Source organism: Pseudoalteromonas sp. NZS100, assembly GCF_015864815.1.
Taxonomy (GTDB): domain Bacteria; phylum Pseudomonadota; class Gammaproteobacteria; order Enterobacterales; family Alteromonadaceae; genus Pseudoalteromonas; species Pseudoalteromonas distincta.
Map to the genome: position 1 here is coordinate 13,968 of NZ_JADYWM010000025.1, position 25,159 is coordinate 39,126.

A 25,159-nucleotide genomic window follows, 5' to 3' on the forward strand; every position below is an offset into this window, starting at 1 on the left:
AACTTGTACTCTTTGCCACTTAATTATTTAGGTAAGTATTACTAATTATTAAACACCTTACTAAAGGGCGACGTTGGTGATAGCTCAAATTGATGAGTTAGCTTTTGCGTTTTATTAGTCGCTGTAATTTGATAATGCTGCTTGTGCTCATTGTTACTAAATAGCTTAACGTTAAAGTTAACTTTGGTTAGTTTACTTGGCAAAGAGTAGCGCCCAGTAATGGTTACTTGATCTATATTGTCGCTTTTATGTTTATGTGACGCTTCTGGGTTTAGCAAAAGTCCGTCAATAGTAAATTTATACTGATGATCCGCTAAATAAACGTTCTTTTTAACTCGCTTAGTTATTAGTTTTTTATGAGCGTTAAACTCAATTATTGACACTTTGCCATCCTTGTTTTCATCAATCCCTTTAAAAGCCGACATAGGGATTGAAAGTACAATAAACACGTTATTATCAACAAAATTCAGCGTACCGTGCTCTGCAACCATTAAATGCGCGTTTGCTAAGGTTGGTGTGCTCAATAAACCTAACGTAACCATACTTAATAGACATTTTTTTATGTAAGGCATAGCTTACTCCTAACTAAACTTCGCCTTTAACACAGCGTTGAAAAAACGGGTAAGTGTCTGTTGCGTAGTAGTGATATATCCCATCAGGAAACTCAGGTGTTACGCCAACGCGGCCATTACATTCATCTAAATCACCAGAGCCTGCTACGTATTCCCAATCTTGTGCAAATGTACCTAATGGGTATATATCGGTAGAAGGGCGGTTTGCGCTTACAGATGTTATGTGTTGGTAGCTACCGGTCATTACGGTTAGCGCTGAAGTTGCATCATTTGAGTCTGAATAGCCGTAACGTGCATAAATAGGAAAGCCGTCTGCTGCCCAGCCTATTAGAGTCATAGTGGAGCTATTACCACCTCGCATTGCTACAAAGCCTTCAGGCATACCATGATAGTGATATGTGCCATCGGGTTGTACGTGTGCATTGTTGTCGTCTGTTCCAAAACTAAACGTGTCTTGGCTTAAAGCTTCTATATTCCAATTACCGCTGTTGTCGCCTAAATCACAATCGGTGCCTGAATCATCGCAACTTCCGCCTGTGCCGGCGTCTATTTTAATGCCGTTAAGTACAACACCTATCATTCCGCGAGGGCCACCAAGCATGGTTGCTTGTGTTGTTTCTACAGGCTCAAGTGTGTAGCTTTCATTTACTGATTGTTCAGAAATAGTATTTGGGTTATCGGCATTAGGGAATGTACCTACTTCGTGATCAGGTATGCCATTAGCGACTAAGTCGCGTGTAGTTCCTGTGCATGACCAATCTGCGGCGCTGGTGGCTTGTACTGATTCTGACTCGTTATATTCACTGTAGCTATATTCACAAAGCACGCCTTGGGTTGAGCTACTCGTACCTGTACCGTTATCTGAGGTGGTTGGTAATGAATCTGTAGTTGTTGAGGTATCAACTATGCCTTCTCCACCTCCGCAAGCAACTAACGATGAAACAACTAGAGCCAAGGTGCTTAGCTTTATAGCATTTACCCTATTTGAGTTTTTAATATTAAGTGCGTGTAGTTTCATTGCTGCTTACCTGATCAATTAAGTTACTTAAACAGTAATCAGCAATTGTGCAAATAGTGTGTAAACAATGATGACAAATTAGCAATGATGTAAATAGGCGAAGTATTAAAGCTAAGTTGAGATTTAACTTTATTGGATTGTGTTTTATTTTAAAATTTCAAAAAGTTAAACTAATGCAAAAATAGCTAATATAAAAGGTTACCTTAATGGCTAAAACAAAACCTGTAGTGACGTTACAAAGTCACGGTATTTACTCTAAGTGGGACAGCGAAAGTAAAGCATTGCCACAAATAGAGCAATTTACAACAAATGTAATAGCTGAGGTAGATGTTGAGTTTGGCTTAATCGTAAATATTAAAAAGGGTAAAGGCGAAAAGCTTCACTATTGTATATACCATCCAGATATTCCAGACAGTGACGGTGATGTAATGGCCCCCTTTGAAGGTGATGTATACGTTAAAAACAGTGATTGGAACTTTTATTTAGGCGACACGCTTTGGTTGCCAATAGAGAATAAATTGGGTGATTGGCGTATGACGATTGAGCTAAATGGGAAAATTATTGCTGATAAAACTTTTAAGGTGGCATTAGAGGTAGAGCGTACTGAAACAGATTTTTGGAAAAACCGAGGGTATTGATTTCTATTTGTTAGCTATATGGTGTGGATGTAATAAAAAATTAATAAAAGAGAGTTGTAGAGCCATTTAAAATAGCTCTACAAAATTAAATTAGCGTGTTTAGTTACCCCAAGGGTTACTAGAATTAGAGCGTTGTTTACGATCGCGAGCACGTTGCTTTGATGCTTTTTTTTCCATAATACGTTTTGCATCACTAAAACTTAACTCACATGGCTCACCAGGTTTATGATCAGCTGGGATCACACGATCACGTGGCGGTAATTCGTATTGCACATCATCAGGTCTAGGTAAGTTTTTTAGGCGATAAAGGTAAAAGTTATCTACTTTTTCTTGTGCCCATTGTGTTTTACGTAAAAATTTAACCGCTGACTTTATATCAGGATTGTTTTTAAAGCAGTTAAGTTGTAAATAAGCGTGTAGGAGCTCCCACCCGTATTGTTCAACCAGCTCTTCAACCACTTGTTCTAATTTAACGCCTTGCAGTGGATTATTACTGAAAAGTTCTTGGTTGCTCATAGGTGTTGCCTCGTTATTAAAATACAAATTGCATTATAAATTTAATAACGAGGCTTTAACAGAGTAAATAGCTTAACTTTGACAATTAACTACAACACGACCGCGAATTTTGCCTTGCATTAGTCGCTCTGCGTTATCAATTACGTGTTCTAGTGATATTTCTGTCGAAATTTTATCTAGGTAATCAGCGCTAACTAATTTTGCTAAACGATCCCACGCTTCAATTCTGTCGGCTTTAGGGCGCATTACGCTATCAATGCCTATTAGTGATACACCACGTAATATAAATGGGGCAACTGAGGCAGGTAAATCCATGCCTTGGGCAAGTCCGCAGGCGGTTACTACACCCCCATACTTTAGTGATGCACAAATATTGGCAAGTGTATGGCTACCTACTGAATCTATTGCCGCTGCAAAACGCTCTTTTTGTAAAGGCTTACCAGGATTTGAAAGCTCGTTTCTGTCAATTACCTGTTTAGCACCTAACTCTTTTAAATATTTACTTTGATCTAATCGACCCGTAGCTGCTGTTACGTTGTAGCCAAGCTGGTTTAATAAATAAATAGCAAAGCTGCCTACGCCACCATTGGCACCTGTTACCAGTATTTCGCCAGATTCAGGGGTTATACCTTGTTTTTCAAGAGCTATAACACTTAGCATAGCTGTATAACCAGCGGTACCTATTTGCATCGCTTGTTTTGGTGAAATACCAGTAGGTAAGGGGATTAGCCAATCGCTATTAAGTGCCGCTTTTTGAGCAAGCCCGCCCCAATGTTTTTCGCCTACACCAAAGCCGTTTAATATTACGTTATCGCCATTTTTAAATTTATCGCTGGTGGAATTTGTAACCGTACCCACTAAATCGATACCTGGCACCATAGGAAAACTGCGTACAACGGGGCCTTTACCAGTAATTGCTAAACCATCTTTATAGTTAAGTGTACTGTATAGCACGTCGATTGAGACGTTTTCGTTTGGTAAATCACTATTTTCGATAGTCGATAACGAGGCGCTGTAGTTATTATCTTCTTTATTAATAACAATGGCTTTAATTGGGTTACTCATAGGATATCCTTTTAGACCGATCGTCTTTTAATTGGTAAATAAAAACGCATTAGGTTAGTAATGCGCGTAAAAACATTTCTGTATACAAAGTAAGTGGGGTATTTGATTTTGTGAGCTTGGCGCGCATAACCGCACCTTCCCAGCCAATCCAAAAGTACTCACTCATCAATTTTGTATTTACATGGCTTGCAATAGTGCCTTGTTGCTTAGCTTGGTTTAAGCAAACCTCTACATGGTTTTGCCAAGCGGTGTAGCTTTGCATTAATCTGGTTTTAAACTCATCACTTAAATGATTAAGCTCTTGATTTAAGTTACCTACTAAACAGCCACGTTTGTAATCGTATTTTTTCATCCCTTTAATTGCGCTTTGGGTAAAATTAACGATTCGCTCAAGTGGGGGAACATCTTCTTGCTGTAGGTAGTGGGTAAGCTTTGCAATAAAGTAACTGTCGTATGCATCAACTAGGGCAATGCCGTAGGCTTCTTTACTTTTAAAGTAATGATAAAAAGAGCCTTTAGGTACAGCCGCTTTTTTTAAAATAGTATCGAGCCCCGTGGCGCTAAAGCCAAACTCAGTTAATGTTTCTAGGCCCGTGCGAATAAGTAACGCTTTGGTATCGGCGTTCTCTCTGGCTATTTTAGGTGGGCGACCACGGCGTATTGGTGTTGATGTATTTTTGTTCATGTACGTATATTAGACCGATCGACTTTAAATAATCAAGTATAATATTAAATTGTTTAAAAAGAATGCAAATCGGGTGAATAAAAATAACTGAAATAAAAGTGTAACGATTACATTTTTGTTTGGAACTTAGTCAATATTAGTCGGTCACAAATAAAGCACATAAGTGCTTTTTAGCGATTATTGAGTCGCATTTTATTTAGCATAAAACCGGTCAAATTAAATGTTGTATGACCACTTACTTTTTTAAATGTTAATTCATTTTCGCATCAGCAGCTTAGTTAAAGTCAAACAATTTAATTGCTTTTACGATTTGAATTTTACATTTTTATTAACTATTCATTAAATGTAGATTTCACTAATGCTACACAATATACAAATAAAAAGGTGAGGATATTACCGATGAAGAGACAGAAAAGAGATCGTTTAGAAAGAGCTCATTCTCAAGGTTTTAAAGCAGGTTTAGCAGGTCGCTCAAAAGAGCTATGCCCTTATCAACAAGTAGATCCCAAATCAGAGTGGTTAGGAGGTTGGCGTGAAGCGATTGAAAACCGCAACATGTACAAAACATAAAATCAATAATCGAATTTAAGCAAAAAGGCCTCCACGTTGGAGGCCTTTTTGTACGCATTTAAAAATTAAAACGCGCTAGTGTCTTGGAACAAGCCCACTTTTAAATCTTTTGCTTCGTAAATTACTCGGCCATCTACTTCTACAGTGCCATCTGCAACGCCCATGAACAATTTACGTTTAATTACGCGTTTCATTACAAGGCGGTAAGTTACTTTTTTATTAGTTGGTAAAATTTGGCCAGTAAATTTAACTTCACCCACACCTAGCGCACGGCCAAGACCAGGGCCACCAGACCAACCTAAGTAAAAACCAACTAGTTGCCACATAGCATCTAAGCCTAAACAACCTGGCATTACTGGGTCGCCTTTAAAATGACAATCGAAAAACCAAAGGCTAGGGTCAATATCAAGCTCAGCAACAATTTCGCCTTTCCCATGAATACCGCCATCAGCAGTAATAGAGGTAATGCGATCCATCATTAACATGTTGTCACTTGGTAAACGGCAGTTACCTTCACCAAACATTTCACCTTGACCACACAGGATCAACTCTTCTTTTGTATAGCTATTTTTAGGTTCCATAACACTTATCTTCGCTTAGAAATTGCCAAGTACTTTAGCGTACACTTGTACGCTAAACAACTCGGAGCAGTTAAAAAATCAAAATATTGCATATTAAATCATCAATCAATCAACGCGATTGGTTTTTGCACTATAAAACCGCGCAATTACAATCAGAAATCATTATAATTAACGCTGTCTTATAACCAGTCTAAAGGAAGTTTATGATCCTTTTTGTTAACTCACTAACTGTGATTGATTTTTCTTACTTATGTAACAAACGCGGCGCCGTTGGCGAGAGCTGGATTGTTGATTTAACTTTGCACGGTAAACTTAACGAAGAGTCTATGGTTTTAGACTTTGGTTTAGTTAAAAAGCAAATTAAAGGCATTATAGATGAGTGTATTGATCACCGTTTAGCAATTCCTACAGGGCTTAATGGCACTGTATCTGAATTTGACGAGCATAAAACACTCGACTGTACATTTGGTGAAAATAATCACTTAGCTATGAGCGCTCCTCATCAAGCTTATTGCATGATTAACGCAGACGAAGTAACGGTTGAATCGGTTACCGAATTTTTAATTGCGACTATTTTACCGAAGCTACCAGATAACATTGAAAAAATTGAGCTGTCTCTTAAGCCTGAACACAGCCAAAGTTTTTACTATCATTACAGCCATGGCCTTAAAAAGCATGACGGTAATTGCCAGCGTATTATTCATGGGCATCGTTCTCAAATTGGTATTAGCCTAGATGGTATCTCTATGCCGCGCTTGCAAAAAGAATGGTCTCAAAAGTGGGAAGATATTTACTTAGCCACCAGTGAAGATCAAATTAATGCAGCTGATTTAAAACACATACCAGCCAAAGCGGGTGACGTATGTTTTGCTTATACATCGGCACAAGGCTATTTTGAAATGGCTATTAGCGAGTCTCGTTGCGACATTTTGCCAGTAGATACTACTGTAGAATGTATTGCTGAACATGTAGCTGGCCAAATTAAAGCCCAATACCCAGAAAAAGCAGTGAAAGTAACGGCTTATGAAGGTGTTGGAAAAGGATCGATTAGTTATGTTTAAAACACTTTTAGCAACAGCGCTTGTTGCCTCTGCTAGCTTTAGTGCTATGGCGCTTGAGTTAAAAGGACATTTAACACAAGGCGGTTTAGTTACTGGAAAGCTAGAAAACGCTAAATCAGTAAGCTTAGATGGCAAAAGCTTAAAACTTTCACCAAAGGGTGACTTTGTATTTGGTTTTGGTCGTGACGCTGAAACTACTCATACTTTAAAATGGGTAGATAACAATGGTAAATCGCATTCACAGCCAATAGCTATCACTAAGCGCGAATATAAAATTGATAAAATTACCGGCGTAGCTAAAAAATATGTCTCTCCGCCAAAAGAAGTTAGTGCGCGTATAAGCCGCGAAGCAGTTGCTGTGCGAAAAGCCAGAGAAGTAGACTCTGATTTATTGTACTTTTTAGACCCGGTTTTAAAGCCTGCAGAAGGGCGCATATCGGGTGTTTACGGTAGTCAGCGCTATTTTAATGGCGAGCCACGTCGTCCGCACTTTGGCTTAGACATTGCCAATAAAACAGGCTCTCCTGTTTACGCGCCTATTAGTGGTACCGTGGTATTTGCTGAACCTGATTTATACTACTCAGGCGGTACATTAATTATTGATCATGGCCATGGTATTACCTCAACTTACATTCACTTAAGTAAGCTTGATGTAAAAGTGGGTGATAAAATTGAGCAAGGTAACAAAGTGGCTGAAATTGGTGCAACAGGGCGTGTAACGGGTCCTCACCTAGATTGGCGTTTTAACTGGAAAGGCGAACGCCTTGATCCTGCATTACTAATGCAAGATACATTAGCAAACAAAAAGTAGAGATTATGACTGACGTAAATCGCGATGCAATAATTGCTCAGCGTATTGAAGACTCAACCACATCGGTAACTAAAACCGTGTTTCCAGGGCGTACTAATCATCACAATACTTTATTTGGTGGTGATGCACTGGCGTGGATGGATGAAGTGGCATTTATAGCAGCGACTCGTTTTTGCCGTAAGCCTTTGGTAACTATATCTTCTGATAGAGTTGACTTTAAAGAAGCCATACCAGCAGGTACTTTTGCAGAGTTAATAGCTAAAGTAGTGCATGTAGGTAACACCAGCTTAAAAGTTGACGTAGATATATTATTAGAAACCATGCACAAAGACGATAAGCATTCAGCCATTAGTGGCAGCTTTACGTTTGTTGCAGTTGATGATAACCACAGACCGACTCCGGTAGTATGCGATAAAATGATTTATGGTTTTGATTAACTTAAAGCTTTGAATATGCGCTAAAGTAAATTTATATAAGCACCTTAATTGGTGCTTATATAAACCCATTTAAAGAACACATCATACAAAATGTCCATTAAATAAAACCTCAACAACAGAGTTAGTATTAACTAAAAGAAAGTAATCAAACTGAGGGGAATTGGTAGGGGGTGAGAGTTGTTGGATTTGGATACTAAAAAGGTATGCTTTTAACATACCTTTTTGGTTATATTTAGATTTTAATTACATTTATTAAACTTACATAAATACTTTTTAAAGTACCATTGCTGCAATCCAGCCAAATATAAGCAGTGGAATGTTAAAGTGAATAAACGTTGGAATAACAGAGTCTCTAATGTGGTCGTGCTGGCCGTCGGCATTTAAACCCGATGTTGGGCCAAGCGTTGAATCTGAAGCAGGAGAGCCTGCATCACCTAAAGCGCCCGCAGTACCAACAAGTGCAGCGGTAGCCATAACAGAAAACCCAAGGTCTAAACATAAAGGAACAAACAAAGTTGCAATAATAGGCACTGTTGAAAACGAACTGCCAATTCCCATTGTAATTAATAACCCGACTAACAAAATAACACCGGCGGCAAGGGGTTTATTACCATCAAAAAGGGCGGCTGCGCTGTGTACTAAGCTTGCTACATCTCCAGTGGCTTGCATAACCGATGCAAAACCTTGTGCCGATATCATAATAAAGCCAATCATGGCCATCATCGCAACGCCTTTGCTAAATACGTCGCCGTTTTCTTCCCACTTAACTACACCAAAAACACTAAATATCATTACACCTACTAAGCCACCTAAAATCATTGAGCCACTTAGGTTTTGTGCAACAAGTGAGGCAAGTACTGCAAAAAGTCCTACAATCATTACTTTTTTAGGGTTTTCTACCTCAGCCGATTTACTCACAGTTGTTAATGGGAGCTCGGTGTATTCGCGGCGTTTTTTGTAGGTAATAAATACCGCGATAAGTAATCCAATAAACATACCTAATGCAGGAATTATCATCGCCATAGGAACTTGGGTATTTACAATGTCTAGGCCGTTATCAACTAGGTTTTTGTGCAAAATAGAATATAAGTAAATACCCCCAAAACCATAAGGAAGCACCATGTAAGACGTTGCTAATCCAAATGTTAAAATACACGCTATAGCACGCCTGTCTAATCTTAGCTGATTAAAAACAACGAGTAACGGCGGGATTAAAATAGGAATAAACGCTATGTGTACAGGGACTAAGTTTTGCGAAGAAATTGCACAACCCAAAATAATTAATAAAATGAAGTAACTTAAAAATGTTTCATTACCGCTGCCTTTTGCATTTACTTTAGCAAGTAGCTTATCAGCGAGAATGCGTGTTAAACCCGACTTAGAAATAGCAACGGCAAACGCGCCGAGCATAGCATAACTTAGTGCAATTTCAGCTCCAGCTGAAAGGCCAGAATTAAACGCATCAACACTTTCTTTTATGCCCAAGCCTGCAGTAAGACCTGCAACTAACGCGCTTATGATCATGGCAACAATGACGTTAACGCGAGCCAGAGATAGCCCGAGCATTAAAATAACGCCTATAACAACAGCATTCATAGTATTCTCTATTTGGAAATTTTAATTAATTTTATCAGATCTTTAGCCTGAGTTTTACGCTCTTTCGTAAAAGGTTTTTTACCATAGCGTACTTGGTTAAATAACTGCCTAAAAGTGTTTATAGATTGTGCAGAACGAGGAAGTTGATCAGCAAAAAAGTCTAACTGCTGACTCGGTGTTAAATTATCGGGTATATTTATTTTTTGTTTTTTAGCCCATGCTTTTACTTCATAAAACTCTTTAACCATAGGCGCTAATTTAGCTGGGCGTTTTGGTAAGTTTAAATAAATAAAATAACCTATAAAACAAAAACCAGCTGTTAGTAAAACCATTAATGGTACAAGCCAAATATTTTTACTACCAAAAATTGATTTTAAAAAATCATTTTGTTTTTCTTCGTCAAAACCAAGTACCCAGCTAGACCATTGATAATCGAGGTTTTCAAGTTCCAACCTTAACCAATTAATAGCGGGGAAACTACTTAAACTCACTAAACCAAAATCAAGGTTACTTTTAAATTCGTCATTCAGCTCTTCGTTTTGCGAAAGTGAGCCATTTAAACGCTCTGGTGCAACAACGGCGGTTGCATCAAAAATAACCCAACCTTCGTTTTGTAAATATACTTCTACCCAAGCATGTGCGTCGTACTGGCGAACAGTGAGCGTATTATTATCTTGATTTAATTCACCACCTAAATAGCCACTTACTAGTCGAGCGGGTATACCTGCGGTTCTAAACATGTACGCAGCGGCACTGGCATAGTGGCCACAAAAGCCACGTTGGTTATCAAATAAAAATTGATCTATGGTGTTATCACCGCTCATAGGAGTGGGTGTTAACGTGTAAGTAAATCCCGTACCTGCAAAGTATTGTAATAAGCGGTTATAAAAATCGCGGTCAGAGTGTGTATTTTGCTTTAAGTTTTTAGCAAGTAATGATGTTTTTACATTCTTTTTATAAGCGAGGTATTTGTAGCGTTTTTCTTCAAATTCGCCAAGCGGTAAAGTTGTGAAGTTAAAGCTATTTACATCGTATTGTAAGCTTTTAGCTTGGCGACTTTTTTTACGCAATAAACCTAGCGAATTACCTTCAACATTTGGTGAGTTACTACTGGAATACGCTAAACCATAGAGCCATTTTTGTGTAGCAGGCTCTGTAATAACTGAGTAGCTTGCAATAAGTTGCTCATCATTTTCGCTCTGCGTATTTGTTTTTACATTATTATATTTTAAAAAGTCAGACGTAAGCCACGCATTACCATTAAATTCATCATGAACTATTGCTCGCCAATAATAAGGCGCTACAGGTTTTTCTTCGTTAAATTTAGCTCTAAATACAAGCTCGTCAGAGTTTGACAGCTTTGCAATACCGAATGGATCGACCTGTTCAGAAAGCCCTGTTTTAGCAAGCTTAGGCCCAGGAAGCTGCCAAAAGGCGGGCATTTTTGGTAAAAAAAGCAGTAAAAATATAGCTAAAGGAAGCGCTAAAAGTAGCAATTTACCACTTTGCTTAGAGGCTATTTTTAAATTATGTTTGGACTCGAGTAGGCCAAGTACTGCAAAGTTTAATATGTATAAACTACTAACAGTTAAAGTCGTTAAAATGCTTTGGTTAAATAAATACACAGATGAGAGTGAAAAAAACGTAAGCGTTGTAATTACATGATAGTGTTTTTTGGTTTTAGCCTGTAGCAGCTTAAATAAACTAGCAAGTAGCAGCATGGCCACAAATAAAATAACCGTATCCGACATGCCTACTGTGTAGAGCATTAAACCTAGTGACACACCTGCGAGTATATTTGCCAGCCAAGCATTTGGCTTTGGTTTATTACTTAGCGTTATGTAAAAGTTCCATGCACAAATAAGTGTAAGTACACCAACAAAAACAAGCGGTAAATGTGATACAAAAAATACAATCAAACATGCATATATAAAAGACAGCGAATAATTTATTACTTTTTCGTTTTTAAGTATGTCCATTACACATCACCATTAAATGAGCATAATAATTCTAAGCATTGCTGCTTATGATGCTGTCCGGTATTTGTATTTATTGTTTTATTCGGTAGCTTTAACATAAAAGGGGTGTTTTTCTCGGTTGCTTCACACACTAAAAAGCATAACTGGCTTAAGCGCTGTTCTGTATCTCCATTCATTAACGTAAAATCGAAGAGCGCATTTGCTATTTTAAAGTCTACAAACTCTTTTACTAACAACTGGTGAGTTTTTGCGTAATGCTTCCACGACACTCTTTGCAAGCCCATCTCAGGTAAGTGTGGGATAAGAGACTCAAACTCTTCGCTACCAGATTGTGTAGAAATACCTTTATCGGCTTGCTCATCAAGCATAGAAACATGCGCATCACTGTGTACTTGTTCAAGCGACGGGTATACAAATATATCTTCTTGTAATTGAATGTAGCTCCAAACAGTTATCAAACCAAAGGGATAGTTACTCGTTATTTTAATACGTTGCACTGAGTACTTACCGCGTGAGCTGTAGGGTAAGTTGAGTGTAAGTACCTGAGGTTTACTATCAACTTGGCCGGTATGTTTGTGAGTTTGCTCACTATCTTGATATGTTAAATTAATAGATTGGGTAACAGAAGGGCTTTGTAATTCAAATATAATACTCGGTTTTTGAGGAGCGTAGCTGTTAAATGCATCTTTAAATTTAACTGTTAAGCCTTTAGCGTTACTGTAGCCCATTAATACAGCAATAATCATTACCACAAACATAAGATAAGACATTATTAAAATTAAATTATTTTGATAATTAATGCCCATTACAAAGTTTAAAATAGCAACAATTACAAAGTACCAACCGAGGGATGATGGCAATACATAAATTGTTCTGTGTTCAAGTGTAATTGAGTTTTTTAAATGTTTATTTTTTAATAACTTATTAAATACACTTTGCTTAAATGACTTAAATAAAGAAGGGCGCTTAGCTGTTTTTTTTGGCATAAAAATTTATACCGGAACTAAAACGTTTTTTAAAATATCATTTACTTGCGCTTCACCTGACTCGTTATGCAAACCTAATCGATGCTGACACACACTTGCAAATACAGCTTGAACATCTTCTGGCATTACAAAATCACGACCATCAATAAAGGCCCACGACCTAGCCGCTTTAGCCAGAGCCATACTAGCACGAGGTGATAACGATGATGCAAAAGCGTTGCTTGTGCGTGTGTAATTAACAAGCTCTATAATGTAGTCAATAACCGGGCTACTTAAAGTAATTTGGCTTATCTGGGTTTGAATTGCAGCTAACTCTTGTTGGTTAATACGCTTAGGTAATTGGCTGTAATCTCGTTTTTGCATATTCAAAATTAAGCGTTTTTCGGCTTCTTTAGGTGGAAAACCTAAGCTAATACGCATTAAAAAACGGTCTAATTGCGACTCAGGTAACGGATAGGTACCTGATTGGTAAAGCGGGTTTTGTGTTGCAATCACAAAAAATGGATTTGGCAGCGTATATTTTTTTCCATCAACTGTTACTTGTTGCTCTTCCATTGCTTCAAGCAACGCACTTTGTGTTTTGGGCCCTGCGCGGTTTATTTCATCAGCTAAAACAACTTGGCTAAAAATAGGGCCTTTATGAAACGTAAAACTGTGCTCGGTAGAATTAAACACGTTAGTACCTAGAATATCAGCAGGCAGAAGATCACTGGTAAATTGTATACGCTGATACGATAAACCTAACACAGCTGACAATGCATGAGAAAGAGTGGTTTTTCCCATGCCAGGCAAATCTTCAATGAGTAAATGCCCTTCGCTAAATAAGCATGTAAGTGCCAGTTTTATTTGTTGTTGTTTACCAAATATAACACTCGAAAGATCTTCTATAATCGCAGTAACAGTACTATGCATGCTAACCTTTCTATCATTCTATTATTTCAAGACGCTTCATTACAGTGTCTACTTTTTTTGTATTGAAAGGTTTTGCAATAAAACCTTTAGCGCCCATTTCCCACGTGTTTTGTACGTTTTCGAGACTATTGTGGCCCGAACACATAACAACATGAGTGTGCGGGTAAGCACTATTAATGTATTCCAATATCTCTGCACCGTTAGAGTCTGGTAAATCTACATCTACAAATATAACGCCTGGCGGTTTATTGTCCATAATAGGTTTGGCAGAGCTAAAATCAGCACTTTCTAATATATCTTCAAACCCTAAGTCCGTTAAAATTTGGTTTAGATAATCACGAATTTCCTTAACGTCATCAATAATGAGGATGGGCTCTAGCGGGCGAACAAATTCCATATGTAGGTTACTTCTATTTTGAATACATCTAAGTGCTTTAATACTAAGCTAACCCCATCATAAGCTCAAGAACGTTACTTAAAAAACACTAATAAATAAACTGTTTATTGGTTGCCCAACAGCCTATTTTTAAAGGATTACCTGCTTTTATGTCTTCTACTAACTTATATTTTTATTAATTGTATTGAACAATAATGACGTATTCATAAGAAATCCCTTAATCCAATACAACATTCCATCAAAATTTGATGTAACAAATTTGCTACTTAACTTATTGATTCAAAAATATTTACATACAAATTCGATTTTTTGTAAACGTTTTGTAATAAAAAATCGTTGACCTTCTAAATCCATTCTGTGATTATGCTCATTAGATGAGCTTATGCTCACAAGTGCAATTTCATTAACCATTTAATGTTTTGCTCAGCCAGCCTCATCTATACACACTGAATTAATACCAATTTCATTAAATGAAAATGCAATTTAATAAAGTTGGCATCACACACCACACTAAATAAAGAGCTTATTATGTTGAATAATAAAAAGACTAAATTTGCAATTTCTCTCATAGCGGCAGCTATGGCTACATCGGCTCCAGCACAGGCTGATATTTCTGAATATTTAGATCGCGTTGACGTAGACTTTTTACTAATGCAGAACTTTCAGTCAATTCAGGCTAAAGACGGCGCATTTCGTCCAGAAGATGAAGAACAAGAATCAGGATTTGGGCGTATTAGAGCAAATCTAATGCTTAAATTTCATATTAACGAGTTCATTACTGCCGATATAGATATTGCAGAAGAGCCTAATGACTTTGGTGGCGAAGATCGTGACTTTTCATTTCACAACGATTTTGCAGGTGTTGAATTTGACTTACTAGGCCTTTATGGCACACCAAAAGAAAACGCAAATTTAACACTGCGTTTAGGTAACATTGGTGGGTCGCCTTTTCAATTTAAAGGCTTTCAAGACGGCGCAGATAACCAAAGTAATGCACTTATTGGTAATGGTATTACCGATTACGCAACCGCAGAAAACGGTGCACAGCTAAGTTACAGCGAAACTTTCGATAGTGGTGTAGTACGTGCTTATAATGTTACAGGTCACATTACGACCTCAAGTTTCGGTGAAGCATTTCAAGAAGACAGAGGTTACAACTACCGACTTCAAGGTACTCTAGAATTTGAAGGTGGCTTTAAAGCAGGTTTAAACTTATTAAAAGCCAATCAAGGCGACCAGTTACGTTTTGAAAATGGCGTAGCAAGTCTTGATGGTGTAACCACAACAAACTATCGCTTTGGCGATGGTGAAAACTATAATTTCTCAGCGTCACCTTCGAACGAGCGTGACACTCACGTTGGTGCAATGCCAGGGCTTGAGCAATCAATCATCCAGCTTAACTTAGCTTATCAACCATCTGACGAAACTAGCTTAATTTTTATGGTTGGTAAATCATCTGATGACTACACATTCGCAGATGCCGCTGGTAATGCAGTTGCCGGTATTACCTACTTTGGTACAAACGGTATAGCAGATGAAAATGGCACTACTTTTGATTCAAACAGTGTAATAGAAGGCGACTCATCGGTTGAGTACTTCGTGTTTGAAGCACAACAATATATTATTCCTAAAAAGCTATATGTAGCGGCTCGTTATGCAGAAGCCGAAAACACTTCCGACTTAATTGAACAAACAGACAACACAGTAGAGCGTATTCAAGTAGCCGCAGGTTACTGGTTTAACGATAAAACGCTTTTAAAAGTTGAGTATGTTAACCAAGAAGAAGGGGTTAATTCGGGCGGCCAAATCGGTAAAGGATTTGACGGCTTCACTTCTGAAATATCTGTTAAATTTTAAATCATTATCCAACTAGTCTAACTATTTATACAAAGGACCTAAAAAGGCACTTTGCGGGCAGTTTTATGCGTTAAAACTGCCATAAATAGAATTGGTAATAGATTGAAATTTAATAGCACTTGTTAAAACATAACGTGTATGGGGAATACCCGATGAAAAATCAATTAATTATGCTCGCGTGTGGCTTTATAAGCATGGGCGCTGCGGCAAAAGAAACAATTACAATAGCGACTGTTAACAATGGTGACATGATCACCATGAAAGAATTAAGCAGTGACTTTACCAGCCAAAACCCTGATATAGATCTAAAATGGGTCACTCTAGAGGAAAACATCCTTCGCCAACGTGTCACTACCGATGTTGCAACAAAGGGCGGCCAATACGATGTTATGACCATAGGTACTTATGAAGTACCAATTTGGGGCAAGCAAAATTGGCTAAAAGAGCTGGATAATTTAGGTGAAAACTACGATTTAGACGATTTAATTCCGGCAATTCGAAGCGGTTTAACGATTAACGACAAGCTTTATGCTGCGCCATTTTATGGCGAAAGCTCAATGGTTATGTACCGCACTGACTTAATGGAAAAAGCAGGGCTGACAATGCCTAAGGCCCCAACATGGGACTTTATACGTAAAGCTGCTAAAGCGATGACAGATAAAAAAGAAGGTGTTTATGGCCTTTGTCTACGTGGTAAAGCAGGTTGGGGCGAAAACGTTGCGCTTATTACATCCATGGCAAATTCGTTTGGTGCGCGTTGGTTTGATGAAAATTGGAAACCTCAGTTTAATACCCCAGAGTGGGAAAATACCCTTCAGTATTATGTAGATGTAATGAAAGAATCTGGTCCTGCTGGTTCATCTGCAAACGGTTTTAATGAAAATCTTGCACTATTTCAAACCGGAAAATGTGGTATTTGGATTGATGCAACCGTTGCAGGCGCATTTGTTACTAACAAAAAAGACTCAGAAGTTGCCGATAAAGTAGGGTTTGCACTTGCACCAGATAACGGTCTGGGTAAACGCGGTAACTGGTTATGGTCTTGGACTTTAGCCGTACCGGCAAGCAGCAAAAAACCAGATGCCGCAATGAAATTTATTAGCTGGGCAACATCTAAAGAATACACTCAACTTGTAGCCGACAAAAAAGGTTGGGCAAAAGTACCGCCAGGTACACGTAAATCACTTTACAGTAATCAAAAGTACATGGACGCAGCACCGTTTGCACAAATTACCTTAGATTCTATTCAATCTGCAGATCCTAAAAATCCAACCGTTAAACCAGTGCCTTATGTAGGTATTCAGTTTGTTGCTATTCCTGAGTTTCAAGGAATTGGTACAGCTGTTGGGCAACAATTCTCAGCAGCATTAACTGGCCAAATGACCGTTAAGCAAGCGCTCAGTACGTCTCAGCACCTCGTTGAGCGAACAATGCGTAAAGCTCGCTATCCTAAATAGCATGTAATGGGCGGGTAAGTACTCAAACTTACCCAATATTTTATGTCAATTCTATTTACTTGTTAGTTATAAACACTATCAAGGGTTTCTGATTTTCACTTGATAGTTAACAAGTAAATAGAATTGGCTTTTTTAAGGTCACCTTTATGGCAACAACTAACTCGCGCACGCTTGCTCGGTTTATGCTTCTTCCTAGTGTAATTTTATTACTTGCTTGGATGATAGTTCCGCTGTGTATGACACTGTATTTTTCATTTATTGATTACAACTTACTCGTTCCAGGGGATAAAGAGTTTGTAGGCTTTTTAAACTATGAATTTTTCCTAACTGATCCGGCTTTTTTTGAATCATTTTTTAACACGCTTTACCTAGTAACTGGGGTTTTACTTATCACTATATGTGGTGGTATTGGCTTAGCTATTTTATTAGACCAAGCAATATGGGGACGAAATTACGTTCGCATTATGGTACTAGCCCCATTTTTTGTAATGCCAACTGTGTCGGCATTGGTATGGAAAAACATGCTAATGAACCCAGTTAATGGCTTATTTGCACATTTCGCGATTTGGCTTGGCTTTGAACCTATCGACTTTTTTGCTCAAATGCCGTTATTTTCAATCATCATAATTGTGTCTTGGCAGTGGTTACCGTTTGCAGCGTTAATACTACTAACTGCTATACAATCATTAGACCGTGAACAATTAGAAGCGGCTGATTTAGACGGAGCTGGGCCATTTAGTAAGTTTTTTTACATCGTTTTGCCGCACTTATCGCGCGCTGTAACCGCTGTTATTTTAATCGAAACTATATTTTTACTGTCAATCTTTGCTGAAATATTAGTTACAACCAGCGGTGGTCCTGGTTATTCGTCGACCAATATAACGTACTTAATCTACACGCAATCACTACTTCAATTTGATGTAGGCGGTGGTTCGGCAGGGGGCATAGTTGCAGTTATTATTGCAAATATTGTCGCTATATTTTTAATGCGCTTAATTGGCAAAAACTTGGAGGGTTAATTATGACTATAAAAAATAGCCGTCGTTCCAAACTAATTTATACCATTGCTGCATGGACAATAAGCGGCATGATTTTCTTTCCAATTTTATGGACGTTAATCACCAGCTTTAAAACGGAAGCTGAAGCAATTTCAGCAAGTCCAAGCTTATATGCGTTTGATTGGACGCTCGAAAATTACCGAGATGTACTGTCGCGTTCGCCATACTTTAACCATTTTTGGAACTCTGTAGTTATATCGCTAGGTTCAAGTTTGCTGGGTTTATTAATTGCTGTACCTGCAGCTTGGTCTATGGCTTTTGTACAAACTAAAAAAACTAAGCATTTATTAATGTGGATGCTTTCTACCAAAATGTTACCGCCAGTAGGCGTACTTATTCCGATTTATTTATTGTTTCGAGACTTTGCGCTACTCGATACAAAATTAGGTTTAGTAATTGTAATGACACTCATTAACTTACCAATAATGGTATGGATGCTGTACACCTACTTTAGAGAAATACCAAACGAAATACTTGAAGCTTCACGTATGGATGGCGCAACAATTGGTGAAGAAATATTTCATGTTTTATTACCAATTGCCTTACCGGGTATAGCCTCAACGCTATTGTTAAATGTAATTTTGTCATGGAACGAAGCATTTTGGACACTTATTTTAACCGCTGCAAATGCTGCACCTTTAACGGCATTTATTGCCAGTTACTCAAGCCCTGAGGGGTTATTTTACGCTAAGTTATCGGCAGCATCTGCCATGGCCATTGTGCCAATTTTAATACTTGGTTGGTTTAGTCAAAAACAATTAGTGCGTGGATTAAGTTTCGGCGCAGTAAAATAGGAGAATACACATGGGCAGCATCACACTAAAACAAGTCACTAAAAACTTTGATGAAGTTAACGTTATTAAACCACTCGACTTAGAAATTAAAGACGGTGAGTTCATCGTATTTGTTGGGCCATCAGGCTGTGGTAAATCTACATTACTTCGTATGATCGCAGGTCTTGAAGATACCACCAGTGGTAATATAGAAATTGACGGCATTGACGCAACAAAAACACCGCCTGCAAAAAGAGGCTTAGCAATGGTGTTTCAATCCTACGCGTTATATCCGCATATGACCGTGCGTAACAATATTGCTTTTCCTTTAAAAAGAGCCAAAGTTAGCCCTACAGAAATCGAAAGTAAAATTGCTAACGCCGCTAAAATTCTTAATTTGACGGATTATTTAGACCGAAAGCCTGGTCAATTATCGGGCGGTCAGCGCCAGCGTGTAGCGATAGGGCGTGCAATTGTACGTCAGCCTTCGGCATTTTTATTTGACGAACCGCTTTCAAATCTTGATGCGTCACTACGTGTAAATATGCGTTTAGAAATATCTGAATTACATAAAAGTTTAGCTACAACAATGATTTATGTTACGCACGATCAGGTTGAAGCTATGACAATGGCAGATAGAATCGCGGTATTTAATGCCGGTATTATTGAACAAGTAGGCACACCTTTAGAGCTTTATAAAAACCCAGTAAACAAATTTGTAGCTGGTTTTATTGGCTCTCCAAAAATGAACTTTATAGATGCTCCACAAAATGAAGATGCGAATGTTAGTTGTATTGGTATACGACCAGAGCATATAACACTCTCTACTGAGCAAGGAACATGGGCTGGTACTGTAGGTGTAATTGAACATTTAGGATCGGAGAGCTTTTTACATATAAATATTGAAGGCAAAGGGACCGTAACAGTAAAAGCAGATGGTGATTGTCCGTTAAAATATGGCGACAGTATTTACCTAAGCGCACCGGCTGATAAAGTATTAAAGTTTGATAATAACGGTTTAACAATTCGCTAGAGCCAATCTTTAATTACCTTAAATAGCACCTTTATAAGGGTGCTATTAACTAAATTCTAATTACATAATCCTATGAAACCTAGGTATTTTTTATTAAGGAATGGTATATTTACAACTATAAATAACAAAAACGTTATTAATAAATAGATACTCCAAAATTAATAAAATAATTTATATAGCAGCACATATTATTAAAATTATGTAATGAAAATAAGGACTTAGTTTTCCTTCTATTTTAAGAGGTTTACGTGGTAAAGCTATCAAATACAGAAATTAGAAAGCTAGATGATGCAGCCAGAGCAGGGTGGTTATATTATGTTGGCGGTAATACACAAGATGAAATTGCTAAAAAGCTAAATATATCTCGTCAATCTGCACAAAGAATGGTCGCATTATCTGTGAGCCAAGGATTAATTAAAGTTAGACTTGACCACCCGATTGCTAAATGTATGGATTTGGCCGAAAAATTAAAAAGCCGTTTTGGGTTAGATTCGTGTGAAGTTGTACCGAGCGATCCCTCAGAACCTTCATCTACATTAGGTTTGGCTCAAGCTGGCGCGGCTGAAATAGAACGTCATTTAAAATCAGAACAACCCAAAGTACTTGCTATGGGAACCGGTCGAGTTTTACGTTCATGTGTGGATGAGCTAAGAACCGTTGATTGTCCGCAACATAAAATTGTAGCCATGCTAGGTAATATGGCTTTGGATGGATCGGCTTCACCTTATGATGTTGTAGTAAGAATGGCCGAACACACCAATGCAAAACATTACCCAATGCCATTGCCAGTTTTACCAAGAAGTATTGAAGAAAAAGAACAGTTACATGCACAACAAAATATTACCGGTAATTTAAAACTCGCTAAAGATGCCGATGTAACATTTGTGGGTATTGGTAGCTTAGGTGAAAAGTCGCCATTACATATAGATGGTTTTATTGATGCGCAAGAACTTAAAGAGTTACAAGATCTTGGTGCCGTTGGTGAAATGATTAGTTGGGTGTTTGATAAAAACGGTAAGCTTTTAGATTGCACAGTTAATCAGCGTGTAGCAAGTACGCCATTAAAAACAAATGCAAACAAACAGATTTATGCGATAGCTGCTGGTGAAGAAAAAGTGTTAGCCATTTTGGGCGCAGTAAGGTCAAACATGATCAGCGGATTAATTACTAACGAATATACAGCTGAGCGTTTATTAAGTATTGATTAAACAAATTGATAAATAAAGTATCTGTATTAGTAATTCCTGTTATTGTAATAAAACCACTTAATGTCCGATACCGTCTAGTATTGGACATAGCGAGGGCGCATTTAAGCGCTCTTTCTATATATACATTAACTACCTATAATTTATATTATGTTAAATAGCATAAATAAATACATAACTAAGTTACTCACCTTCATTAATTAACGTATAAACGCGATATTTTGACTATTTAATAAGCATTAACCTACTTATTTTAAAAATTAATGTTTTGCCTCTTTTCGCTATTTGTTACTTAGTCATATAAAAATACCGCTTGGTTATTAATATAATCAAGCGGTATTACAATGGTTGCCTATTCGCTACTTTACTCAATAAAACTTAACGTATTGAAATAAATAGCTTTTTAATAAGCCTAGTAATTAACTAGAATGTTTTATCATTCATAAATTCATTAATAAGCTCAGACACTTTATCTGGATGTTCATCAATAACCCAATGTGCGGCTTTATCTATCCAAACCAATGACGAATTTGGAATTGCTTCTTCTAACATTGGTGCATACTTTGGCTTTTGAAACTTGTCTTCTTTACCCCATATTATGAGTGTTTCATGAGGTAAGCTTTTAAGATCGCCTGTAATAGCTTCGGTATATTCTTTATTGAGTCTGCGCATGTTACTAAATAAAGCGGCTTTTCCTTTTTCATTACTCCATGGTGTTAAGTATATTTTCATCAACTCTTCAGTCATTACGTTCGAGTCGTAAACACCTTTGGGCATGAAATCTCTTAATGTATCAACAAATTCATCTACAGATGTTTTTTCTTCTACGCCTGGTTCTAGTAAAGGTTCAAATTCTGGTATTGGCCAAGAATCAAAACATACACTATCAAGTAAAACCAACCCGTTTACTTTATCTGGATGATTTACAGCCATTAATTGAGCAACACCACCACCAATATCATGTGCAGCAATATTAACTTTAGAAATACCGAGCTCTTCTATAAACTTACACATTATTCTACATTGCGCATTTATAGATACATCGGTGTTACTTGGCATATCTGATTCACCAAAGTTAAGTAAATCTGGTGCTATTACCCGATATTTTGATGCAAGTTTTGGCATCACATTTCGCCATAAAAATTTATTTGTCGGAATACCGTGTATCAATAATAAAGGTGTACCTTGTCCCATTTCTTGATAAGCAATTTGATGACCTTCTACTGTAACGTACTGTGTTTTGCTCATGCTTGTGCCTCGTTAATTTTAAAAATTATAATGTTTAGTAAACTATAAAATTGGAATATACCCTTATAAAGCAAATTCCATCCCAAGATGAGTATTTTTTAGTTATTAAAAAATCTTAATGTTTTAAAAGTTAAACCCTTGTGATACCTGAGCTTAAGGCTAAGTAAGTTTATTTGTTTTTTATTATTATAGAGTTTGATAATTGTGATTGTTAAACCACTTTATGAAGTGTGAAGCGTTTACTCTTATATATGCAACAATTACAAAAGCGAAGTTGCTAATAATTTGAAGAAATTATTCTTATTAAATAGTTTTTAGTAAGTAATAAACAGCGAACCGCCCTACTATTGGTATTAATCACTTTAAGAAAGATCTAATATTTTCAATTAATACACTTTGCTTAACTGGCTTTAATAACAAACCATTAAATCCTAGCTTTATATATTTATTATTACTATTTTCGTTTTCACTAAATGTATGCGCAATAATTTTCGTTGCTGATGCATCAGCGTGCTTTCTTATTTTTAGCATTGCGTCTGTGCCTGTAAACTGTGGCATGACTATGTCCATTAAAATAATATCGTAAATATTTTGTGAAACCATTAATAGAGCCTCTATTGCACTGGATGCAAAATCTATTAATATGTTTTCTTCTTTAAGCATTTTTCTTATTACAATTTCTATTAGTAAATCATCATCGACTAAAAGTAGTCGTGTAGTTTTATTTATAGGCTTTACTTTATTAAACCCGATAACTTTCGCTGTATTTCCAATAGTGTTATTCATTTTTCACCTTATTACTTTTCAGTAATATATTACTGCTAATTTTTAATACCAACCGCTATAACTTTTTGAAAAAATTAACGAGTAAAATAACTTTATAACGTTGTTAAAATTTCAAATAAAGAAATTAGATATAAAACTTACTAAGTTGTAGCGCTAATTCTTTATCGTTAAATAGACCTTTTATGTAAGGCGGTTGGTATAGCGGATTACCTTTTTAAAATACGTGCTATTTGGTTTATTAATATGCCTTGTTTTACAGGTTTTAATAGCATGTCATCAAAGCCCTGGTTTACATATTTAGATTCTGGATCGGGTGTCGATGTATGTGCAATTATTTTAGTTTTAGAATTATCACTGTGTTTTTTAATTTTTAACATAGCATCAGTTCCTGATAATTCTGGCATTACTATGTCCATTAAAATAATGTCGTAACTGTTTTGAGATACCATTAACATTGCTTCTATAGCACTGCGCGCGTAATCTATTTTAATGCTCTCATTTTTTAGCATTGCCCTAATAACAATTTCAACCAGTGGATCGTCATCAACCAGTAATAGCGTGTTTTGTTCTTCATTAGTTAATGGATTAATATTTACTAAATCGGTAGTTATTAATGGACTGTTTAATACTTCTTGTTCAACATCTTTGTTTTGTTTACTCGCTAGGTTTACCAACATAGAAAGTGATATCGTCGTTTTATTGGCACTACTGCTAATAATTATCGCTTTCCCACCAAGCATTTTAAATATCGAGATAAAAAACTTTAACTCTAATGATAAGTCTTTATCATCTATAAAGCGCGTTATATCATCACCCGAAATGCTTTTAAGTTCAGTTATAAAATGGTTAGTGTTGATTAAATTACTTAATGAAAAGTCGAGGTTTAAGTAATTACGCGTACTTTCTTTTTTAATCTGAGCGTCAATTGAAAGCGTTGTATTATTTGATGAATCCAAAACCTCAGTAACTAACTGAATAACCAGTTGAGAAATTAACTTTTCATCGCTTGCTACCGTTAACTCTGATGTAATATTATTTTTCAAAACTATTTTATTATTTTCAGCCTCTTTCGTTAAAATTGACATGTTATTATTGATCAGTTTCTTTAGGTTTACGTTTTTGGCTTGAAGCTTTAACTTACCTATCTCTGATTTATTTATATTTACTAGCTGTTGAATCACACTTTCAAGCTGGTCGCACACATCAGAAATATTCCCCACATTGTTTTTAAATTCGTTAAAGCTTATTGGATCTTTAGATATTTCAATTAATGACTTTAAAGATGATAAAGGTGTTTTTAACTGACGGCTAAGCCTTGAAACAAATTTTTCTTTTAATTGATTTGTTTGTTTAGATTTTTCGAGAACATCAGCGAGTAAACATTCTTTTTGATGTGCCTCTGTATCATCTCTAAAGTAGCAAACAAAACCATTAAAATCTGTATGTCTTTGTAATACAGTTATCCACTTCCCGTCTGTAAAACCTATATCTATTAATTGGTTACGATCATCATCAAGCTTATGATGCTCATGGTAATGATTTATAATATTATGCTGTTGCGCAATACTTATCAGCTGGCTATACGATAGCTGACTGTTTTGTTTATTCACCTGTGCAAATAAAAGATTAAATGCATTGTTAGTAATCACAGGAAATTCGTGGCTATTAAAAATAGCAAACCCATGTGGCAATGCATCAAGAGAACTTGAAAATAGCTCTTCCCTATTAAGTATTAACTGATTTTTTTGTTTTATTTCATTGTGTAAACGCCTAGGTAAACGTAAAAAATAGTACACGAATGCGAATACACAAAAGGCGATCAGTCCTAATCTAATTAGGCTATATTTAGTTATTTGTGGACGTACTATTTTATTCATTGGTTGCACATGTAAACGCCAAGTAGGTGGAAAACGACTGC

The 25,159-nt window shown here is 36.8% G+C and carries 25 protein-coding genes; 11 read left to right on the plus strand and 14 right to left on the minus strand.

The features are described from left to right. Nucleotides 1-41: 41 nt before the first annotated feature. Both I6E69_RS18605 and I6E69_RS18610 read right to left on the minus strand, forming a co-directional pair. Nucleotides 42-572, minus strand: a complete 531-nt coding sequence (locus I6E69_RS18605; RefSeq protein ID WP_197121895.1) for a hypothetical protein — start codon at nt 570-572, stop codon at nt 42-44. A 13-nt stretch (nt 573-585) separates the two neighbouring features. Then, nucleotides 586-1,590 (minus strand): YHYH protein, encoded by a 1,005-nt coding sequence (locus I6E69_RS18610; RefSeq protein ID WP_197121897.1) that lies wholly within the window; start codon nt 1,588-1,590, stop codon nt 586-588. 206 nt (nt 1,591-1,796) lie between these two features. Here I6E69_RS18610 and I6E69_RS18615 point away from each other — a divergent pair, with 206 nt between their 5' ends. Continuing rightward, a complete protein-coding gene (locus I6E69_RS18615) occupies nt 1,797-2,228 on the plus strand; it encodes a DUF3859 domain-containing protein (protein ID WP_197121899.1) in 432 nt (143 codons plus the stop codon). Nucleotides 2,229-2,327: 99 nt separating this feature from the next. Here I6E69_RS18615 and I6E69_RS18620 read toward each other — a convergent pair whose 3' ends face one another. The 3 genes from I6E69_RS18620 to I6E69_RS18630 form a co-directional block, all read right to left on the minus strand. Continuing rightward, the gene (locus tag I6E69_RS18620; RefSeq protein ID WP_002960902.1) at nt 2,328-2,744 is read right to left on the minus strand and encodes a VF530 family DNA-binding protein; all 417 of its coding nucleotides are present in this window, start codon (nt 2,742-2,744) and stop codon (nt 2,328-2,330) included. A 72-nt stretch (nt 2,745-2,816) separates the two neighbouring features. Beyond that, nucleotides 2,817-3,809 carry an MDR family oxidoreductase gene (locus tag I6E69_RS18625; RefSeq protein ID WP_197121901.1) on the minus strand — a complete coding sequence of 331 codons (993 nt, stop codon included), beginning with the start codon at nt 3,807-3,809 and terminating at the stop codon, nt 2,817-2,819. A 49-nt stretch (nt 3,810-3,858) separates the two neighbouring features. Continuing rightward, nucleotides 3,859-4,494 (minus strand): TetR/AcrR family transcriptional regulator, encoded by a 636-nt coding sequence (locus tag I6E69_RS18630; RefSeq protein ID WP_007582758.1) that lies wholly within the window; start codon nt 4,492-4,494, stop codon nt 3,859-3,861. Nucleotides 4,495-4,893: 399 nt separating this feature from the next. Here I6E69_RS18630 and rmf point away from each other — a divergent pair, with 399 nt between their 5' ends. Beyond that, nucleotides 4,894-5,064, plus strand: coding sequence for a ribosome modulation factor (rmf, locus tag I6E69_RS18635; RefSeq protein WP_002960897.1), 171 nt, complete (start codon nt 4,894-4,896; stop codon nt 5,062-5,064). 65 nt (nt 5,065-5,129) lie between these two features. Here rmf and fabA read toward each other — a convergent pair whose 3' ends face one another. Next, nucleotides 5,130-5,645 (minus strand): bifunctional 3-hydroxydecanoyl-ACP dehydratase/trans-2-decenoyl-ACP isomerase, encoded by a 516-nt coding sequence (gene fabA / locus I6E69_RS18640; RefSeq protein ID WP_002960896.1) that lies wholly within the window; start codon nt 5,643-5,645, stop codon nt 5,130-5,132. A 203-nt stretch (nt 5,646-5,848) separates the two neighbouring features. Here fabA and I6E69_RS18645 point away from each other — a divergent pair, with 203 nt between their 5' ends. From I6E69_RS18645 to I6E69_RS18655, 3 genes are read left to right on the plus strand one after another with little or no spacing between them, the layout of a single operon-like run. After that, entirely contained in the window at nt 5,849-6,706 is an 858-nt protein-coding gene (locus I6E69_RS18645) for a 6-carboxytetrahydropterin synthase (protein ID WP_002960893.1), read from the plus strand. Beyond that, a complete protein-coding gene (locus tag I6E69_RS18650; RefSeq protein WP_182693902.1) occupies nt 6,699-7,517 on the plus strand; it encodes a M23 family metallopeptidase in 819 nt (272 codons plus the stop codon). The genes I6E69_RS18645 and I6E69_RS18650 overlap by 8 nt, the downstream gene beginning before the upstream one ends. A 5-nt stretch (nt 7,518-7,522) precedes the next feature. Next, a complete protein-coding gene (locus I6E69_RS18655; RefSeq protein WP_002960891.1) occupies nt 7,523-7,954 on the plus strand; it encodes an acyl-CoA thioesterase in 432 nt (143 codons plus the stop codon). Between the two features lie 273 nt (nt 7,955-8,227). Here I6E69_RS18655 and I6E69_RS18660 read toward each other — a convergent pair whose 3' ends face one another. From I6E69_RS18660 to I6E69_RS18680, 5 genes are read right to left on the minus strand one after another with little or no spacing between them, the layout of a single operon-like run. Further along, complete coding sequence (locus I6E69_RS18660; protein WP_039487838.1) at nt 8,228-9,550, minus strand: Na+/H+ antiporter family protein; 1,323 nt, start codon at nt 9,548-9,550, stop codon at nt 8,228-8,230. Between the two features lie 8 nt (nt 9,551-9,558). Next, on the minus strand, nt 9,559-11,529 hold the full coding sequence (locus I6E69_RS18665) for a DUF3488 and transglutaminase-like domain-containing protein (RefSeq protein ID WP_197121903.1): 1,971 nt from the start codon (nt 11,527-11,529) through the stop codon (nt 9,559-9,561). Beyond that, complete coding sequence (locus I6E69_RS18670) at nt 11,529-12,515, minus strand: DUF58 domain-containing protein (protein WP_197121905.1); 987 nt, start codon at nt 12,513-12,515, stop codon at nt 11,529-11,531. The genes I6E69_RS18665 and I6E69_RS18670 overlap by 1 nt, the downstream gene beginning before the upstream one ends. 6 nt (nt 12,516-12,521) lie before the next feature. Beyond that, the gene (locus I6E69_RS18675; RefSeq protein ID WP_002960884.1) at nt 12,522-13,427 is read right to left on the minus strand and encodes a MoxR family ATPase; all 906 of its coding nucleotides are present in this window, start codon (nt 13,425-13,427) and stop codon (nt 12,522-12,524) included. 13 nt (nt 13,428-13,440) lie between these two features. After that, nucleotides 13,441-13,824 carry a response regulator gene (locus I6E69_RS18680; RefSeq protein ID WP_002960883.1) on the minus strand — a complete coding sequence of 128 codons (384 nt, stop codon included), beginning with the start codon at nt 13,822-13,824 and terminating at the stop codon, nt 13,441-13,443. A 528-nt stretch (nt 13,825-14,352) separates the two neighbouring features. On the opposite strand from I6E69_RS18680, the gene I6E69_RS18685 reads away from it, so the two are divergent. From I6E69_RS18685 to I6E69_RS18710, 6 genes are all read left to right on the plus strand, one after another. Continuing rightward, a complete protein-coding gene (locus tag I6E69_RS18685) occupies nt 14,353-15,681 on the plus strand; it encodes a hypothetical protein (protein WP_002960881.1) in 1,329 nt (442 codons plus the stop codon). Between the two features lie 152 nt (nt 15,682-15,833). Then, nucleotides 15,834-17,138, plus strand: coding sequence for a sugar ABC transporter substrate-binding protein (locus I6E69_RS18690; protein ID WP_002960880.1), 1,305 nt, complete (start codon nt 15,834-15,836; stop codon nt 17,136-17,138). 146 nt (nt 17,139-17,284) lie between these two features. Continuing rightward, nucleotides 17,285-18,157: a carbohydrate ABC transporter permease gene (locus I6E69_RS18695; RefSeq protein WP_002960879.1), complete on the plus strand. Its 873-nt coding sequence runs from the start codon at nt 17,285-17,287 to the stop codon at nt 18,155-18,157. 2 nt (nt 18,158-18,159) lie between these two features. Further along, nucleotides 18,160-18,990, plus strand: a complete 831-nt coding sequence (locus I6E69_RS18700) for a carbohydrate ABC transporter permease (protein WP_039487848.1) — start codon at nt 18,160-18,162, stop codon at nt 18,988-18,990. A 10-nt stretch (nt 18,991-19,000) separates the two neighbouring features. Continuing rightward, nucleotides 19,001-20,002: an ABC transporter ATP-binding protein gene (locus tag I6E69_RS18705; RefSeq protein WP_096793089.1), complete on the plus strand. Its 1,002-nt coding sequence runs from the start codon at nt 19,001-19,003 to the stop codon at nt 20,000-20,002. Between the two features lie 248 nt (nt 20,003-20,250). Next, entirely contained in the window at nt 20,251-21,210 is a 960-nt protein-coding gene (locus tag I6E69_RS18710; RefSeq protein WP_002960874.1) for a sugar-binding transcriptional regulator, read from the plus strand. A 420-nt stretch (nt 21,211-21,630) separates the two neighbouring features. On the opposite strand, the gene I6E69_RS18715 is transcribed toward I6E69_RS18710, so the two are convergent. The 3 genes from I6E69_RS18715 to I6E69_RS20725 all read right to left on the minus strand — a co-directional run bounded on the left by I6E69_RS18715 (nt 21,631) and on the right by I6E69_RS20725 (nt 25,118). Then, a complete protein-coding gene (locus tag I6E69_RS18715; RefSeq protein WP_149602630.1) occupies nt 21,631-22,455 on the minus strand; it encodes an alpha/beta fold hydrolase in 825 nt (274 codons plus the stop codon). Between the two features lie 357 nt (nt 22,456-22,812). Continuing rightward, complete coding sequence (locus tag I6E69_RS18720) at nt 22,813-23,241, minus strand: response regulator (protein WP_197121907.1); 429 nt, start codon at nt 23,239-23,241, stop codon at nt 22,813-22,815. A gap of 206 nt (nt 23,242-23,447) precedes the next feature. Beyond that, nucleotides 23,448-25,118: a response regulator gene (locus I6E69_RS20725; protein WP_231619823.1), complete on the minus strand. Its 1,671-nt coding sequence runs from the start codon at nt 25,116-25,118 to the stop codon at nt 23,448-23,450. Nucleotides 25,119-25,159 lie beyond the last annotated feature (41 nt).

Excerpts from the sequence above, each read along its gene's own strand:
- I6E69_RS18720 (WP_197121907.1), bottom strand. The coding sequence starts at position 23,241 with ATGAATAACACTATTGGAAATACAGCGAAAGTTATCGGGTTTAATAAA.
- fabA (WP_002960896.1), bottom strand. The coding sequence starts at position 5,645 with ATGGAACCTAAAAATAGCTATACAAAAGAAGAGTTGATCCTGTGTGGT.
- I6E69_RS18690 (WP_002960880.1), top strand. The coding sequence starts at position 15,834 with ATGAAAAATCAATTAATTATGCTCGCGTGTGGCTTTATAAGCATGGGC.
- I6E69_RS18675 (WP_002960884.1), bottom strand. The coding sequence starts at position 13,427 with ATGCATAGTACTGTTACTGCGATTATAGAAGATCTTTCGAGTGTTATA.
- I6E69_RS18650 (WP_182693902.1), top strand. The coding sequence starts at position 6,699 with ATGTTTAAAACACTTTTAGCAACAGCGCTTGTTGCCTCTGCTAGCTTT.
- I6E69_RS18685 (WP_002960881.1), top strand. The coding sequence starts at position 14,353 with ATGTTGAATAATAAAAAGACTAAATTTGCAATTTCTCTCATAGCGGCA.
- I6E69_RS18665 (WP_197121903.1), bottom strand. The coding sequence starts at position 11,529 with ATGGACATACTTAAAAACGAAAAAGTAATAAATTATTCGCTGTCTTTT.
- I6E69_RS18695 (WP_002960879.1), top strand. The coding sequence starts at position 17,285 with ATGGCAACAACTAACTCGCGCACGCTTGCTCGGTTTATGCTTCTTCCT.
- I6E69_RS18630 (WP_007582758.1), bottom strand. The coding sequence starts at position 4,494 with ATGAACAAAAATACATCAACACCAATACGCCGTGGTCGCCCACCTAAA.
- I6E69_RS18670 (WP_197121905.1), bottom strand. The coding sequence starts at position 12,515 with ATGCCAAAAAAAACAGCTAAGCGCCCTTCTTTATTTAAGTCATTTAAG.
- I6E69_RS18625 (WP_197121901.1), bottom strand. The coding sequence starts at position 3,809 with ATGAGTAACCCAATTAAAGCCATTGTTATTAATAAAGAAGATAATAAC.
- I6E69_RS18715 (WP_149602630.1), bottom strand. The coding sequence starts at position 22,455 with ATGAGCAAAACACAGTACGTTACAGTAGAAGGTCATCAAATTGCTTAT.
- rmf (WP_002960897.1), top strand. The coding sequence starts at position 4,894 with ATGAAGAGACAGAAAAGAGATCGTTTAGAAAGAGCTCATTCTCAAGGT.
- I6E69_RS18680 (WP_002960883.1), bottom strand. The coding sequence starts at position 13,824 with ATGGAATTTGTTCGCCCGCTAGAGCCCATCCTCATTATTGATGACGTT.
- I6E69_RS18700 (WP_039487848.1), top strand. The coding sequence starts at position 18,160 with ATGACTATAAAAAATAGCCGTCGTTCCAAACTAATTTATACCATTGCT.
- I6E69_RS18620 (WP_002960902.1), bottom strand. The coding sequence starts at position 2,744 with ATGAGCAACCAAGAACTTTTCAGTAATAATCCACTGCAAGGCGTTAAA.
- I6E69_RS18605 (WP_197121895.1), bottom strand. The coding sequence starts at position 572 with ATGCCTTACATAAAAAAATGTCTATTAAGTATGGTTACGTTAGGTTTA.
- I6E69_RS18705 (WP_096793089.1), top strand. The coding sequence starts at position 19,001 with ATGGGCAGCATCACACTAAAACAAGTCACTAAAAACTTTGATGAAGTT.
- I6E69_RS18615 (WP_197121899.1), top strand. The coding sequence starts at position 1,797 with ATGGCTAAAACAAAACCTGTAGTGACGTTACAAAGTCACGGTATTTAC.
- I6E69_RS18655 (WP_002960891.1), top strand. The coding sequence starts at position 7,523 with ATGACTGACGTAAATCGCGATGCAATAATTGCTCAGCGTATTGAAGAC.
- I6E69_RS18610 (WP_197121897.1), bottom strand. The coding sequence starts at position 1,590 with ATGAAACTACACGCACTTAATATTAAAAACTCAAATAGGGTAAATGCT.
- I6E69_RS18660 (WP_039487838.1), bottom strand. The coding sequence starts at position 9,550 with ATGAATGCTGTTGTTATAGGCGTTATTTTAATGCTCGGGCTATCTCTG.
- I6E69_RS20725 (WP_231619823.1), bottom strand. The coding sequence starts at position 25,118 with ATGAATAAAATAGTACGTCCACAAATAACTAAATATAGCCTAATTAGA.
- I6E69_RS18645 (WP_002960893.1), top strand. The coding sequence starts at position 5,849 with ATGATCCTTTTTGTTAACTCACTAACTGTGATTGATTTTTCTTACTTA.